Genomic DNA, 14,939 nt, shown 5'->3' on the forward strand with positions numbered 1-14,939 from the left:
GCCGGGCCGGCGAGCAGCGCCTTCGACAGCACGCTGGGCGTCGTCGACGCACCGCTGCCGCGCCTGGCCAAGGTCGGCGCGCTCGCGATGGCCGGCGCCTTCGCGCTGGCAGCGGTGCTGGTGTTCGGCGGCGGCGGCTACCGCGGCCTGCTGGCGCTGTTCTTCGTCATGGTCATCCTGCTGGTGATGCCGGCCAGCCTGTGGCTGCCCGCCTTCAGCCAGCGGCTGACGGCTGTCGTCATGGGCGCGCTGCTGGCCCTGCCGCTGGGCGGAGCAAGCTGGGCGCTGTCGATGGCCGTGCCGAAGGCGGCCTATGTGCTGAACGTCGTCGCGCTGCTGTGCTGCGCGGCGCTGCGCTGGCGCGATGCGCCTGGCCAGAGCCGGCCCCTCTACGTGCTGACGGTGTCGACCAGCTGGTTCTGGCTGCTGGCCACCATGGTCATCGTGGCCGACTACTGGGGCGGCACCACCGGCCGCTGGACGGCGCTGACCGCCGGCTTCGCACTGGCCGGCCTGTGGGCCGCCATGCTGCTGGACCCGCGGCTGTGGCCGCTGCAAGGCGCGGCCAATGCCGGCAAGGCCGGCTGGCGCAAACGCGCCCTGCTGGTGGCGGGGCTGCTGCTGGTCATGGCCATCGTCGCGGCGCTGGGTGGTGGCGCCTATCTGCGCGACCGCGTCGCGACCTGGAAGGAAGATGGCCAGTCCCGCCTGACGCACTGGCGCGACGGCCTGCGCCTGCTGCACGGCGGCCAGCAATGGCTGCTGGGCAAGGGCGCGGGCCGCTTCGTGCCGAGCAACTTCTACGAGGGCCCGGTCCAGTCCCAGGTGGGCGACTACCGGCTGCGCAACGACGAACCCGAAGCCTTCCTGGCGATGGCCGCCGGCAAGCATGTGCTGGGCCGCGGCGAGCAGTTGCGCGTCAGCCAGCGCATTGCCGCACCGGCGCCCGGCCCGGTCACGGTGACACTGGTCAGCCGCACGGCCAACGACGCCGTGCTCGGTCTGCAGATCTGCGAGAAGAACCTGATCTACCCGGACAACTGCTTTGGCGTCCAGCCGCTGCTCAAGCCCCTGCGCACGGATGAAGCCGAGGACGGCGCGCTGCGCTGGCAGACCAGCGAGTTCAAGCTCGGCCCCGTGCCGGCGTTGGGTGGCGACTGGTGGGCGCCGCGCTTCGTGACCTTCTCGATGGCGCTGGACACGCGCAGTGCCCGCGTCGACATCAGCCGCATCGCCTTGCACGACGCGCAGGGCAAGGCGCTGCTCGTCAACGGCGATTTCAACCGCGAGATGGCGCGCTGGTTCTTCTCCAGCGACCGCCACCACATGCCCTGGCACATGAAGAACGCGGCCCTGCATGTGCTGTTCGAGCAAGGGCTGGTGGGCCTGGCGCTGCTGGGCAGCGCCTATGTCCTGGCGCTGGTGCGCCTGTCCTTCGGCCGCGGCCGCGACCACCCGCTGGCACCCGCCATCGTGGCCGCGCTGATCGGCTTCGGCACGGTCGGCGCCTTCGACAGCCTGCTGGATGCGCCGCGCATCGGCTTCCTGTTCTTCACGCTGCTGCTGCTCGGGCTCGGCCTGCGCGCCCTGCCGGGAGAGGGCGTGGCCAGGGTGGCATGATCCGCCCCCCATGTCCTCTGCCCCGCCATCGGCCGGCCTCAATCCGGCCCAGCTCGAAGCCGTCTACCACCTGAGCGGCCCCTGCCTGGTCATCGCCGGGGCGGGCTCGGGCAAGACCAAGGTCATCACGACCAAGATCGCGCAGTTGCTGGCTTCGGGCTATCGGGCCAGCCAGATCGCCGCGATCACCTTCACGAACAAGGCCGCCCAGGAGATGCGCGAGCGGGCCAAGGCGCTGGTGGGCAAGAAGGCGGCCAAGGACCTGGCGATCTCGACCTTCCACTCGCTGGGCGTGCGCCTGCTGCGCGAAGAGGGTTCGCGCGTCGGCCTGAAGGAGCAGTTCTCCATCCTCGACAGCGACGACGTGCTCAACGTGCTGAAGGATGCCGGCGGCACGACCGACATCAACCAGGCGCGCCGCTGGCAATGGACGATTTCGCTGTGGAAGAACCAGGGCCTGGGACCGGCCGAGGCCGCGCAGGTGGCCAAGGACGATGACGAGCGCGCCGCCGCCGCGGTGATGGTGCGCTACCAGGAGCGCCTGGCGGCCTACCAGGCGGTGGATTTCGACGACCTCATCACCCTGCCGCTCAAGCTCCTGACCAACGACGCCCAGGCGCGCGCCAAGTGGCAGGACAAGCTGCGCTATGTGCTGGTGGACGAATACCAGGACACCAACGCCGTGCAGTACGAGCTGCTCAAGGCGCTGGTGGGCGAGCGTGGCATGTTCACGGCCGTAGGCGACGACGACCAGTCCATCTACGGCTGGCGCGGCGCGACCATCGAGAACCTCAAGCGGTTGCCGGTCGACTATCCGAGCCTGAAGGTCATCCCGCTGGAGCAGAACTACCGCTCCACCGGCGCCATCCTGCGCGCGGCCAACCATGTCATCGCCGGCAACCCCAAGATCTTCGAGAAGAAGCTGTGGAGCGAGTTCGGCGACGGCGAGCCCGTCGTGCTGCTGGAGGCCGATGGCGAGGAGCACGAGGCCGAGCGGGCAGTGGCGCGCATCCAGGCGCTGCGCAGCGAAGGCAAGGCGCCGGCCTACAACGACGTGGCCATCCTGTACCGCGCCAACCACCAGGCCCGTGTCTTCGAGCAGGCGCTGCGCCGCGCGCAGATTCCCTACCGGGTCTCCGGCGGCCAGAGCTTCTTCGACAAGGCCGAGATCAAGGACCTGTGCGCCTGGCTGCGCCTGCTGGTGAACCAGGACGATGACCCCGCCTTCCTGCGCGCGGTGACGACACCCAAGCGCGGCATCGGCCACACCACGCTGGGCGCTTTAGGCGAGTTCTCCAAGCAATGGAAGTGCAGCATGTTCGAGGCCCTCTTTGCCGAGAGCCTGGCCACCGCGCTGACCAAGCGTGCGCTGGACGGCCTGCACGAGTTCGGCCGCTATGTGAACGAGCTGCAGTACAAGGCCAGGCACACGGAGGGCCATACCGCCGCACACGCGATGCTGATGGAATGGCTCAAGGACATCGCCTATGAGGCCCACCTGCTCGACAACGAGGAGAACGAAAAGGTCGCGCAGGCCCGCTGGGGCAATGTGCTGGACTTCGTCGACTGGGTCGCCAAGCGCTGCGGTGGCCAGCACAGCGAGGAAGGCGGTGTCAGCTTCACCGAACCCAAGCAGAGCGTGCTGGACGTGGCCCAGACCATCAGCGTCATCCTGTCGCTGGCCGAGCGCGGCGACGAGCAGGACCAGGTCACGCTGACGACGCTGCACGCGTCCAAGGGCCTGGAGTGGCCGCACGTGGTGCTGGCCGGCGTCAACGAGGGCCTGCTGCCCTTCAAGCGCGAGGAAGCCGAGCTGACGCCGGAGGCGCTGCAGGAGGAAAGGCGGCTGATGTATGTGGGCATCACCCGCGCACGCACGACGCTGGCGGTGTCGACGCTGCGGCGGCGCAAGAAAGGCCGCGACACCGTCGTGGGTATTCCCAGCCGCTTCCTGGCGGAGATGAAGCTCAATGAAGGCAGTACCCGCGAAGACCCGCGCGAAAAGCTCAAACGCATGCGCGAGGAGCTGGCTGCCAAGGCCGCGGCGCGGGCTGCGTCAACAAGTCAAGACTGAATCGCTCATTCGCGGGGGGACCCCCTGTGCGCGTGAAGTCTTCACAACCCAGCCACGGTAGGCTGCCAACAATGCGTTCCAGCCCTTCTTTCCACGGTGAACCCGCATGAAAGCCCTGGTTTTTGCTGTCACCCTCGCTGCCTTCAGTTCCCTCGCCCCGGCCGGTGCCGCGCGTGATCAGGCACACCCACAGGACGCGGTCGAGACGACCACGCGCGTCGCCATGGCCGACGCCACCCGGCTCGGGTCAGCCAGCCTGACCGCGCTGAGCCCAGGCAACGCCTGGAAACCGGCCGCCCAGCAGACCGATACCGGCGCCAGCTTCGAAGCCCTCGCGCCTGAAGTCGATGGCGGCACGCTGCTTGTCGCCGGCGGCGTGATCGCGCTGCTGCTGGCCCGCCCGCTGAACCGGGCGCTGCGCCGCCTGGAACAGCAACGCCGCGCCGCTGCGTTGGCCAGCACGCTGGACCACTCGCCACGCGGCTGAGGCCCGCAGCGCCGCTTCGGTGAATTGCGTCACAGACCGCACACCGGTCTGAGGGGGTCGCCCAGACAGGCGTGAAGTCTGCACCCGGCGCCGGGCCGGGCTGGCCGAAGAATCGCGGCCAACCCCACCAGCCCCGTCCACGCCCGATGAAACGCGCCCTGTCCCTGCTCTCTGTGCTCGCCCTGATCGCCTCGGGCCCAAGCGCCATCGCCGCACCGGCGCCGGCCGGCAACCTGCTCGTCAACGGCGGCTTCGAGAGCACGGTGGTGGGCAATGGCAGCTGGGTCAACGTCGCGTCCACCGCGGGCTGGACGTGGCTCGGCGGCCCCGGCACCGGCTTCGAGATCCGCAACAACGTGGCCGGCGCTGCCCAGGAGGGCCGCAACTACATCGAGCTCGACACGACGGGCAACACGCTGATCGGCCAGTACCTGGACAACCTCGGCAATGGCGCCAGCTACAACCTGAGCTTCTGGTACGCGCCCCGCGAATACGTGGCCGCGTCAAGCAATGGCCTGCAGGTGTTCTGGAACGGCAACCTGCTTGACGCCACCCTGACCGGCCTCGGCGGCAGCGGCAACGACTGGACCCAGCACCAATACCGTGTGACGGCCCAGGCCGGCCGCAATTTGCTGAGCTTTGCGTCGGTCGGCACCAGCGACAGCCTGGGCGCCAACCTCGACAACGTCAGCCTGAACCGCATCCCCGAGCCCGGCACCTTGGCCCTGACGCTGGCCGCGCTGGCGGCCGTCTTCCTGCTGCCACGCACGCTGCGCCGCCGGGCCGAGGCGCGTCGTGCCGTCGCGCTGGCCAGTACGCTGGGCCGCTAGATCGCCAACGGGTCCACGTCGACCGCCCAGCGCAGCACGGCCTTGTGATCGCGCTTGAGCGCGATCAGCTCGGGAACCCAGCCTCGCAGGAAGGCCTGCAGCCGCGCGCGCTGCGTGGCTTCCACCAGCATCTGCATGCGCTCCACATCTGCCACGCGCGCCACGGCGTGCGGCACTGGCGGGTAGACGAGCACGCCTTCGTCCTGCGCCAGCTCGGCCGCAGCCATCAGGAAGGCCTTGGCCGCCTCCGCCGTGCGCGCCTCGGCGCGCAGCAAGGCCAGGTGCGAGAACGGCGGCAGGCTGGCCGAGCGGCGCTCTTCGAGCTGGGTCTTGGCGAAGCGCACATAGTCGTGCCGCGCCAGCGCCTGGTAGAGGGCATGGTCGCGGTGCCAGGTCTGCACCCACATCTCGGCCGGCGTCGCGCCCTCCACGTCACGTTCGGCGTCGCGCCCGGCGCGGCCCCCGGCCTGCATCAGCAGCGCGAACAGCCGCTCCGGCGCGCGGAAGTCGCTGCTGAACAGCGCCCCGTCCGGGTTTACCGCCGCGACGAAGCGGATGCGGCGGAAGTCGTGGCCCTTGGTGATCATCTGCGTGCCGACCAGGATGTCGACGTCGCCGTCGTGCACCGCCTTGAGCTGGGCCTCCAGCTCGCCCTTGCGACGCGTGGAGTCGGCGTCGATGCGCAGCACGCGCGCGCCGGGCAGGGCCTCGGTCAGCTGCTCCTCCAGCTTCTCGGTGCCACGGCCGATGGGCGCGATGTCGGGGTTGCCGCAGTTGGGGCAGGCTCTGGGCACGCGCTCGGTGAAGCCACAGTGGTGGCAGCGCAGCGTGCGGTCGCGCTTGTGGAAGACGCGCCAGGCGCTGCAATGCGGGCAGTCGCTCTTCCACTGGCATTCGCCGCAGTGCAGCACCGGCGCATAGCCACGCCGGTTCAGGAACACAAGGCTCTGCTCGCCGCGGTCCAGCCGCTCCTTCAGTGCCGCCAGCAGCGGCGCGGTCAGCGCGGTGGTGACGCCAGCGCTCGGCGGCAAGGCCTTCATGTCGAAGAGGCGCACCCGCGGCAGCGCGCCGCCGCCGATGCGCGCGGCCAGCGTCAGGCGCTCATAGCGTCCACTTTCAGCGTGCTGCCAGCTCTCCAGCGACGGCGTGGCCGAGCCCAGCACGACCGGGATCTTCAGATCGAAGCCGCGCCACACCGCCAGGTCGCGCGCCGAGTAGCGCGCGCCATCCTGCTGCTTGTAGGAGGGGTCGTGCTCCTCGTCGACGACGATCAGCCCGAGGTCCGGTAACGACGAGAACACGGCCAGCCGGGTGCCCAGCACCAGGCGGGCGCGGCCGAGGTGGGCGGCCAGCCAATGCTGCAGGCGCTGGGCCGGCGTCAGCGCGCTGTGCAGGGCCACGATGGCCAGCGGCTGCGGCAGCAGCGCGGCGAAGCGCTCGGTGAAGCGGGCTTCCAGCTGCGGCGTCAGGTTGATCTCCGGCACCAGCACCAGCACCTGCCGGCCGGCGGCGAGTGCGGCCTCGGCAGCGCGCAGATAGACCTCGGTCTTGCCGCTGCCCGTGACGCCGAAGAGCAGCAGCGGTTTCGGCGACCGTGCGTCGATCTGGGCGGCAATGCGCTCGACGGCCACGGCCTGCTCGGGCGCCAGCTCGGGACGCACCGGGGTGGGCGCGGCCGTCAGGGCTGTTTTCTTGTCCAGCTTGCGCAGCCGCGCGGCCAGTTGGGACGGGGAGAGCTCGCGCAGCTGGGGCGGCAGCACGGCACTGGCCAGCTCGCCCACGCTGCGCTGGTAATAGCCGGCGGCGAAATCGAGCAGCCGGCACCAGTCGGCCCCGAGCGGAGGCAGCGTGTCGAAAACAGCGGCAACGGGCCGCAAGACGAGTTCCGGCGCCGGCGCTGCGTCGCCCGGCCACACCACCCCCAGTAGTTCGCGCCTGCCCAGCGGCACGCGAACCAGACGGCCTGGTGCGAGTGCCTGCTCACTGGCGTAATCAAGCGGGCCGGCCAGGCCGCTGTGCTGGGGCGCGTCGACAGCGATCCGCACCACTGCGGCGGGCCGCGGGTCAGGCATGCGCAGCTCCCGGCTTCTTATGAAGCAGTAGGTCAGCAAGCGGCTCCAAGTGCATGATTTAAAAGGCTCTTGGGTTGCCCACAATTTCTGTGGATAAGTTTGTGAGCAAATCCGCCCGCCGGGTCCGATAGAGCGCGTCGACCGGCCGAATCGCGCCAAACGCGGTCAGCGCCACGTTCTAGGTGTCGCTTTGAAAATCAAGCACTTAGCACAAATCCGGGAAAACTCTTAGGTGCATTGCACCAAGGACCGAGCGCGCCGCCCGCATCCCAATATTTGGGGATAAGTCCATCGCTTCGGTGCAGATTTGAGGGCGGGGGTCAGGACGAAGGGCGCAGTCTGCGGGAGTGGCTGTGCACCTCGTCCACCAGGGCCGTCACGCTCTCCGGCGGCGTGAACTGGCTGATGCCGTGGCCGAGATTGAAAATGTGACCCGCGCCCGGTGTCGCGGGCCCGTAGCTGTCCAGCACCTTGCGCGCCTCGGCGCGCACGACCTCGGGCGGCGCAAACAGCACATTGGGATCCAGGTTGCCCTGCAACGCGACGCGGTCGCCGACGCGCGCGCGTGCGGTGCGCAGGTTCATCGTCCAGTCAAGGCCGACGACATCGGCCCCGGCATCGGCAATCTCGTCCAGCCACAAGCCGCCGCCCTTGGTGAACAAGATACGCGGGATGCGCACTCCCTCGTGCTCGGTCTTCACCTGGCTCAAGACCTGGCGCGAATAGGCCAGGCTGAACTGCTGGAAGGCGCCGTCGGCCAGCACACCACCCCAGGAGTCGAACAGCATGACGGCCTGGGCGCCGGCTTCGATCTGCGCGTTCAGGTAGGCGGCCACGGCGCGGGCGTTGATGTCCAGCATGCGGTGCATCAGGTCGGGGCGCGCATACATCAGGCTCTTGACCTGGCGGTAGTCGTCCGAGCCGCCGCCCTCGACCATGTAGCAGGCCAGCGTCCAGGGGCTGCCCGAGAAACCGATCAGCGGCACCCGACCGTTCAGCGCACGGCGGATCGACGTGACCGCGTCGAACACATAGCGCAGCTTGTCCATGTCGGGCACTTCGAGCGCCGCAACGGCGGCTTCGTCACGCACGACCTTCGCGAACTTCGGGCCCTCGCCCTGCTGGAAGGTCAGCCCCAGGCCCATCGCGTCGGGCACGGTCAGGATGTCGCTGAACAGAATGGCCGCGTCCAGCGGATAGCGCTCCAGCGGCTGCAGCGTGACCTCGGTGGCGTAGTCGCGGTTGGTGGCCAGGCCCATGAAGCTGCCGGCCTTCTCGCGCGTGGCGCGGTACTCGGGCAGGTAGCGGCCGGCCTGGCGCATCAGCCAGATCGGCGTGTGGTCGGTGGGCTGGCGCAGGCAGGCGCGCAGGAAGTTGTCGTTCTGAAGCGGGGCAAACATGGCCGAAATTATCCCTGCTGGAATTTGCGCCGCGGGTTGGACGCGGGAGCGCGGTTTGCCCATACTCGGCTCACCTTGTTGCCGTGAGGCCCGCTCATGATCAGATTCCTCGTCGCCCTGGCCGCCGCCCTCAGCCTGTCGGGCTGCGGCTACAACCAGTTCCAGTCGCTCGACGAACAGGTCAACGCCAGCTGGGCCGAGGTGCTGAGCCAATACCAGCGCCGTGCCGACCTGATTCCCAACATCGTCAACACGGTCAAGGGCGAAGCCAATTTCGAGCAGGAGACGCTGACCCGCGTCGTCGAGGCACGCGCCCGCGCCACGGCCGTGCAGGTCACGCCCGAACTCGTCAACGATGCCGAAGCCCTGAAGAAATTCCAGGCCGCGCAGGGCGAACTGAGCAGCGCGCTGTCGCGCCTGCTGGTCGTCACCGAGAACTATCCGAACCTGAGGGCCAACCAGGGCTTCCAGGATCTGCGCGTGCAGCTCGAAGGCACCGAGAACCGCATCACCGTGGCGCGCAACCGCTACATCCAGGCGGTGTCCGCCTACAACGTGCACACGCGCAGCTTCCCGAACAACCTGACGGCGATGGTGTTCGGCTACGACCCCAAGCCCAACTTCACCGTGCAGAACGAGGCGGCCATCACGACCGCACCGACGGTGGACTTCGGCACCGCCCAGCCCAAGGCGCCCGCCGCGTCCCGGTGAGCGCGCGATGCGCTGGTTGACCGCCTTGCTGCTGCTGATGGCGGCAGCGTTTGCGCACGGCCAGGACGTGCAACCGGTGCCGCCACTGAGCGCCCGCGTGATCGACCAGACCGGCACGCTGGACGCCGGGCAACGCGAGGCGCTGGAGGCGCAGCTGGCGGCCTACGAGCAGGCGTCCGGCCCGCAGATCGCCGTGCTGATGGTCGCCACCACGGCGCCCGAGGACATCGCCGCCTATGCGCAGCGCGTGGCCGATCAATGGAAGATCGGCCGCCGCGCCGCCGGCGACGGGCTGTTGATCGTCGTGGCCAAGAACGACCGCAAGATGCGTATCGAGGTGGCCAAGGCACTCGAAGGCGCCGTGCCCGACCTGGCCGCGCGGCAGATCATCGATGCGGCGATGAAGCCCGCCTTCCAGGCCGGTGACTACGCCGGTGGACTGAAGGCGGCCATCGAGCGCCTGCAGGCGCGCATCGCCGGCGAAGGCCTGCCGGCGCCTGACCAGGCGCCGCAGGCCCGCGGTGGCGACGAGGTCTTCGGCTTCCAGGACCTCGGGCTGCTCTTCTTCATCGGCGTGCCGGTCGTCGGCATGCTGCTGACCGGCCTGCTCGGCCGCAAGCTCGGCAGCGTCGCCACGGCCGGCGCGGCGGGTGCGGCCGGCTGGGTGTTCAGCGGCGGCCTCGTCATGGCCGGCATCGCCGCCATCGGGGCGCTCGTCCTGGTCGGCCTGCTGGGCATCGGCTCGGCCCGGCGCAGCTCACGCGCCACGCGTCGCCATGGCGGCGTCTTCATTCCGCCCATCATCTTCGGCGGCGGGGGCGGCTTTGGTGGGGGCGGCGGTTTCGGTGGGGGCGGCGGCTTCTCGTCTGGCGGTGGTGGCGACTTCGGCGGCGGTGGCGCCTCGGGAGACTGGTGATGGCGCGACTGTCCTTGAAGCGCTTCCTGCGCCACCGCATGTGGGACGAGGACGACGCCCGCCGCGTGCTGCCCGCCGAGGCGCTGGTGCGGCTGCAGCAACGCGTGGCCGAGAGCGAGATGCGCCACACGGGCGAGATCCGCGTTTGCGTGGAAGCCAGCCTGCCGCTGAGCTATCTGTGGCGCGATGCGCCGGCGCGCGAGCGGGCGATCACGATGTTCGCCAAGCTGCGGGTGTGGGACACCGAACTGAACAACGGCGTGCTGATCTACCTGCTGCTGGCGGACCACCGCATCGAGATCGTGGCCGACCGGGCGGCGGCACGGCGCATCGACGCCGGCCATTGGCAGCAGCTTGTGGACACGATGCGCGACGCCTTTCGTGCGGGCCACTTCGAGCAGGGCCTCAGCGACGCCATTGCCGCGGTGGACGCAATGCTGGTGACGCACTTCCCGCGCGACGCGAGCACCGCCTCGCCGCGGCCCAACGAGCTGCCGGACGAACCGCTGCTCGGGTGATCGGCGGCTAAGCCAGCGTCAGGCTCTGCCGACCGACCCAGCTCTCGCCGGGCTGCAGCTCGACGGGGCGGCCGACGCAGGCCGCCTCCACGCACAGCATCTCCGACCAGCCCTCGGGCGGCATGTCGGCCAGCCTGGCGCAGCGCTCGGGGCCGGGGTTCCAGATCACCGCGTCGTCGAAGCCCTGCTGCCGGATGACGACCTGGCGACGGTCCTCGCTCACCAGCAGCGGCCGCTCCTTGACGCCGAAATAGATGCGGTCCAGGTCCAGCACGCCCTTCTCGCCGGTCAGCAGCAAGTCCATGCGCTGCAGCGCCTCGGCCTGCTTGATGCTGTCGAAATAGCGCAGCCCGGCCAGGCCCTCGACGCTGACCGCGTCCAGGTCGGCCACGCGCAGATAGGTGTGCAGGGCGGCGGTGAACTGCAAAGGGCTGTCACCGAGGTTCTCGCAGGCCAGTTCGATGTCGAGCGTGCGGCCGCCAACGCGCACGCTCAACTCCAGCTCGAAGGCATGCGGCCAGAGCGCGCGCGTGGCCTCGCTGTCGCGCAGGCGCAGCACGGCCAGCGCATCGTCCTTGCCCTGCTCGCTGCTGACCAGCTCCCACGGCAGCGTGCGGGCAAAGCCGTGCTTGGGCAGCGGGCCGCGCTCGGCGAACTGCGGAAAGCACACCGGCACGCCACCGCGGATGGCCTTGCCGGGGATGAATTCGCTGCGCGGGGAAAGATAGAGCTGCTCTGGGGCGCCGGCGGGTTGCCAGGACAGGAGGTGGCCGCCCCGGAGGCTCAAGCTTGCCTTTGCGCCGTCGGGCGCGGCAATCAGCAGATCGTTGGTTGTGTTCATGGCATCAAAGGAAAGGGCAGGCGCTAAGCCTGCCGTTCTACCTCAAACTTTGGACGCCTTGCGGCTCCCGATGATCAGCCGCCGCGAGGGCAAGCCTGCACGAGCATGTCGCGCGTGATCAGACGAACTCCGCCTGCACCAGCAGGAAGTCGTCGTCCAAGGTCACGTGCCCTGCCTGCTGCCGCAGTTGCGCAAACGCCTGCTCAGGCACGCTGCCGCGCGCAGGCGGCAGGCAGGCCAGCAGGGCCTCGAAATCGTCCAGTTCCAGGCGGCGACCACTGCGGTCGATGACGTCGAACGCGCCCTTGTTGAAGATGTGCAGGCGGCTGCCGGGAGGCACGCTCAGGCTTTCTTCGACGAATTCCGTGTCGGGCAGCAGGCCGATGGGCGGATTGATGGCGTCCAGGCGCTGGATCTCGCCATCGGGGACGCGCAGCAGCGCGGGGTGCTGGCCCGCACAGGCATGGCTGAGCCGGCGCTTGGCCGGGTCGTAAACGGCCGCCCAGGCGGTGAAGAAGAGCCCGCCGTTGTCGCTCTCGCCCCAGCGCGCATGCAGAAGGCCGAAAAGTTCGGCGGGGCCGCCGACGTCATGAATGGCGCGCAGTTCCCGCAGCACGCGCACGGCGTGCTGGGCGGCATGCCCATGCGGGCCACAGACATCGATGAGAAGAAAACCGACGCGGTCCCCGGGCAAGGCCAGCGTGGCGAAGCCGGCACCGCGGGGCGGTTCGGCGGGGTGGTAGCAGTGATCGGTGTGAACCGGGCCGGGCTGATGCCGGTCCCGGCCCGGCGCCGGCAACCACGCGGCCACGCTGGATGCACGCTCGGTGTCCCCTTGGGCCGCGCGGACGCGAAGCTCCGGCGGCTCGAAGTCATGGCGGAACAGGTGCTGGCCCACGGCCAGCAGGCTACCCGGCGCGAGATAGGCGCTGCCCGTGATCCGGCGACCGTTGATGAAGCTGCCGTTGGTGGACTTGAGGTCGGTGACCTTGAGCGCGGGGCGATCCGCGTCGACCTGTATACGGCAGTGGAGGCCCGACACCTGCAGCTCGGGCAGCACAAGGTCGGCGGCCGTGCGGCGGCCGATCACCAGGGGCTTGTCCAGCAGCGGAATGCGCCTTCCGGGCTCCTGGCCGGTGACGACGACCAAGAAGTGCCGGCCACAAGCACCGAGCGCGGCCGGGGCCGCGCTCGAAAGGGGTGTGCCGAGCGCTGGCTCGTCCATCGCCGTGCGCGACGCCGCGCCTTACTTCTTGCGGAACTTGCGCAGCGCGGCGACCTGGGCGGCCAGCGTCAGCAACTCGTTCTGGATGGCCGCCTGGTCGAGCTCGCTCTTGGCGTTCTTGAGCGCTTCCTCGGCCTGCTTCTTGGCCTCGACGGCCTTGGCCTCGTCAAGGTCCTTGCCGCGGATGGCGGTATCGGCCAGCACGGTCACGCGGTTGGGCTGCACCTCGAGGATGCCGCCGGCCACGAAGACGAACTCTTCGGTGCCGTCAGGCCGCTCGATGCGCACGGCGCCCGGCTTGATGCGGGTGATCAGCGGCGTGTGCTTCGGCAGGATGCCGAGCTCGCCACCTTCGCCCGGCAGGGCGACGAACTTGGCCTCGCCCGAGAAGATCTGCTCTTCGGCGGAGACCACGTCGACGTGGAGGGTTGCCATGTTCAATCTTCCTTAGCGATTCAAAGTTGAAGAAGGTCTTGCGAGAGACGGGGCACGCGGGGCACCCCGGTTAAGCTCACTGGATCTTCTTGGCCTTCTCAAACGCCTCGTCGATGGTGCCGACCATGTAGAACGCCTGCTCCGGCAGGTGGTCGCACTCGCCGGCCACGATCATCTTGAAGCCGCGGATGGTTTCCTTCAGCGGCACGTACTTGCCCGGCGAGCCGGTGAAGACTTCGGCGACGTGGAAGGGCTGCGACAGGAAGCGCTGGATCTTGCGCGCGCGGGCCACCGACAGCTTGTCTTCCGGCGACAGTTCGTCCATGCCCAGGATGGCGATGATGTCGCGCAGTTCCTTGTAGCGCTGCAGCACCTGCTGCACGGCACGGGTGGTCGAGTAGTGCTCTTCGCCGACGACGTTGGGGTCGATCTGGCGGCTCGTCGAGTCCAGCGGGTCCACCGCGGGGTAGATGCCCAGCGAGGCGATGTCACGCGACAGCACGACGGTGGCGTCCAGGTGGGCGAAGGTCGTCGCAGGCGACGGGTCGGTCAGGTCGTCCGCAGGCACGTAGACGGCCTGGATGGAGGTGATCGAGCCGACCTTGGTCGACGTGATGCGCTCCTGCAGGCGGCCCATTTCCTCGGCCAGCGTCGGCTGGTAGCCCACGGCGGAAGGCATGCGGCCCAGCAGCGCAGACACTTCCGTGCCGGCCAGCGTGTAGCGGTAGATGTTGTCCACGAAGAACAGCACGTCCTTGCCTTCGTCACGGAAAGACTCGGCGATGGTCAGGCCGGTGAGAGCCACGCGCAGACGGTTGCCCGGGGGCTCGTTCATCTGGCCGTAGACCATGGCGACCTTGGAGTCCTCCAGCTTGTCCTGGACCACGACGCCGGAGTCCGACATCTCGTGATAGAAGTCGTTGCCCTCGCGGGTGCGCTCACCCACGCCGGCAAACACGGACAGACCGCTGTGCGCCTTGGCGATGTTGTTGATGAGCTCCATCATGTTGACGGTCTTGCCGACGCCGGCGCCACCGAACAGGCCCACCTTGCCGCCCTTGGCGAACGGGCAGATCAGGTCGATCACCTTGATGCCGGTTTCCAGCAGGTCCTGCGACGGGCTCAGCTCGTCGTAGGCCGGGGCGGCGCGGTGGATGGAGGCGGTCAGCTCGGAGGAGACCGGGCCGCGTTCGTCGATGGGGTTGCCCAGCACGTCCATGATGCGGCCGAGGGTCGCCTTGCCGACCGGCACCTGGATGGTGTCGCCGGTGTTGAAGACTTCGGTGCCGCGGCGCAGGCCGTCGGACGAACCCAGCGCAATGGTGCGGACCACGCCGTCGCCCAGCTGCTGCTGGACTTCCAGCGTCAGTGCCGAGCCTTGCATCTTCAGCGCGTCGTACACCTTGGGCATCTGGTCACGCGGGAACTCCACGTCGACGACGGCGCCGATGCACTGGACGATCTTGCCGACTGCTTGAGTGTTAGCCATTTGTGCGTTCCTTCAATTCAAATCTTTGCGTTCGGGCTGGATCAGCCCACCGCGGCCGCGCCGCTGACGATCTCGGAGAGTTCCTTGGTGATCGCGGCCTGGCGGGTCTTGTTGTAGACCAGCTTGAGCTCACCGATCAGCGTGCCGGCGTTGTCGGTCGCGGCCTTCATGGCCACCATGCGGGCGGATTGCTCGGACGCCATGTTCTCGGCGTCCGCCTTGTACACCTTGGCTTCCACGTAGCGCATCTTCAGTTAGTCGATGACGGTGGCTGCTTCGGGTTCGTAGATGTAGTCCCAGTCGCTGCCACCGGCGTTGTCC

The 14,939-nt window shown here is 68.9% G+C and carries 13 protein-coding genes and 1 pseudogene; 7 read left to right on the forward strand and 7 right to left on the reverse strand.

The window, feature by feature from the left end:
• The 4 genes from ACT6S0_RS21690 to ACT6S0_RS21705 form a co-directional block, all read left to right on the forward strand.
• Positions 1–1,620 (forward strand): hypothetical protein (locus ACT6S0_RS21690; RefSeq protein WP_444765846.1); only part of this gene is annotated, 1,620 nt, incomplete at its 5' end.
• Positions 1,621–1,630: 10 nt separating this feature from the next.
• Positions 1,631–3,694 (forward strand): ATP-dependent helicase, encoded by a 2,064-nt coding sequence (locus tag ACT6S0_RS21695; protein WP_444765847.1) that lies wholly within the window; start codon positions 1,631–1,633, stop codon positions 3,692–3,694.
• 106 nt (positions 3,695–3,800) lie between these two features.
• A complete protein-coding gene (locus ACT6S0_RS21700; protein ID WP_444765848.1) occupies positions 3,801–4,181 on the forward strand; it encodes a hypothetical protein in 381 nt (126 codons plus the stop codon).
• A 146-nt stretch (positions 4,182–4,327) separates the two neighbouring features.
• Complete coding sequence (locus ACT6S0_RS21705) at positions 4,328–5,011, forward strand: FxDxF family PEP-CTERM protein (RefSeq protein WP_444765849.1); 684 nt, start codon at positions 4,328–4,330, stop codon at positions 5,009–5,011.
• Here ACT6S0_RS21705 and ACT6S0_RS21710 read toward each other — a convergent pair.
• Together ACT6S0_RS21710 and hemE are read right to left on the reverse strand one after the other, a co-directional pair.
• Positions 5,008–7,083, reverse strand: a complete 2,076-nt coding sequence (locus tag ACT6S0_RS21710) for a primosomal protein N' (RefSeq protein WP_444765850.1) — start codon at positions 7,081–7,083, stop codon at positions 5,008–5,010. The two genes, ACT6S0_RS21705 and ACT6S0_RS21710, sit on opposite strands and share 4 nt — an antisense overlap.
• Positions 7,084–7,403: 320 nt before the next feature.
• Complete coding sequence (hemE, locus tag ACT6S0_RS21715; RefSeq protein WP_444765851.1) at positions 7,404–8,483, reverse strand: uroporphyrinogen decarboxylase; 1,080 nt, start codon at positions 8,481–8,483, stop codon at positions 7,404–7,406.
• A 96-nt stretch (positions 8,484–8,579) separates the two neighbouring features.
• Here hemE and ACT6S0_RS21720 point away from each other — a divergent pair, with 96 nt between their 5' ends.
• Genes ACT6S0_RS21720 through ACT6S0_RS21730 form a run of 3 tightly spaced genes read left to right on the forward strand, consistent with a single transcriptional unit; the run spans position 8,580 to position 10,628 of the window.
• Complete coding sequence (locus ACT6S0_RS21720) at positions 8,580–9,194, forward strand: LemA family protein (RefSeq protein ID WP_444765852.1); 615 nt, start codon at positions 8,580–8,582, stop codon at positions 9,192–9,194.
• Between the two features lie 7 nt (positions 9,195–9,201).
• Positions 9,202–10,110 carry a TPM domain-containing protein gene (locus ACT6S0_RS21725; protein ID WP_444765853.1) on the forward strand — a complete coding sequence of 303 codons (909 nt, stop codon included), beginning with the start codon at positions 9,202–9,204 and terminating at the stop codon, positions 10,108–10,110.
• On the forward strand, positions 10,110–10,628 hold the full coding sequence (locus ACT6S0_RS21730; RefSeq protein ID WP_444765854.1) for a TPM domain-containing protein: 519 nt from the start codon (positions 10,110–10,112) through the stop codon (positions 10,626–10,628). Before ACT6S0_RS21725 ends, ACT6S0_RS21730 begins: the two co-directional genes overlap by 1 nt.
• Before the next feature lie 7 nt (positions 10,629–10,635).
• Here ACT6S0_RS21730 and ACT6S0_RS21735 read toward each other — a convergent pair whose 3' ends face one another.
• The 5 genes and pseudogenes from ACT6S0_RS21735 to ACT6S0_RS21755 all read right to left on the reverse strand — a co-directional run.
• The gene (locus ACT6S0_RS21735; protein ID WP_444765855.1) at positions 10,636–11,469 is read right to left on the reverse strand and encodes a D-hexose-6-phosphate mutarotase; all 834 of its coding nucleotides are present in this window, start codon (positions 11,467–11,469) and stop codon (positions 10,636–10,638) included.
• Between the two features lie 118 nt (positions 11,470–11,587).
• Positions 11,588–12,694, reverse strand: a complete 1,107-nt coding sequence (locus tag ACT6S0_RS21740) for a PP2C family protein-serine/threonine phosphatase (RefSeq protein WP_444765856.1) — start codon at positions 12,692–12,694, stop codon at positions 11,588–11,590.
• Positions 12,695–12,715: 21 nt separating this feature from the next.
• The gene (locus tag ACT6S0_RS21745; RefSeq protein WP_444765857.1) at positions 12,716–13,129 is read right to left on the reverse strand and encodes a F0F1 ATP synthase subunit epsilon; all 414 of its coding nucleotides are present in this window, start codon (positions 13,127–13,129) and stop codon (positions 12,716–12,718) included.
• A gap of 76 nt (positions 13,130–13,205) precedes the next feature.
• The gene (gene atpD / locus ACT6S0_RS21750; RefSeq protein ID WP_444765858.1) at positions 13,206–14,618 is read right to left on the reverse strand and encodes a F0F1 ATP synthase subunit beta; all 1,413 of its coding nucleotides are present in this window, start codon (positions 14,616–14,618) and stop codon (positions 13,206–13,208) included.
• 41 nt (positions 14,619–14,659) lie between these two features.
• Positions 14,660–14,939 (reverse strand): annotated as a pseudogene (locus tag ACT6S0_RS21755) (F0F1 ATP synthase subunit gamma); the annotation flags it as partial.

Origin of the sequence: Roseateles sp. (assembly GCF_052436255.1) — a bacterium.
Classification (GTDB): Bacteria; Pseudomonadota; Gammaproteobacteria; order Burkholderiales; family Burkholderiaceae_C; genus Pelomonas.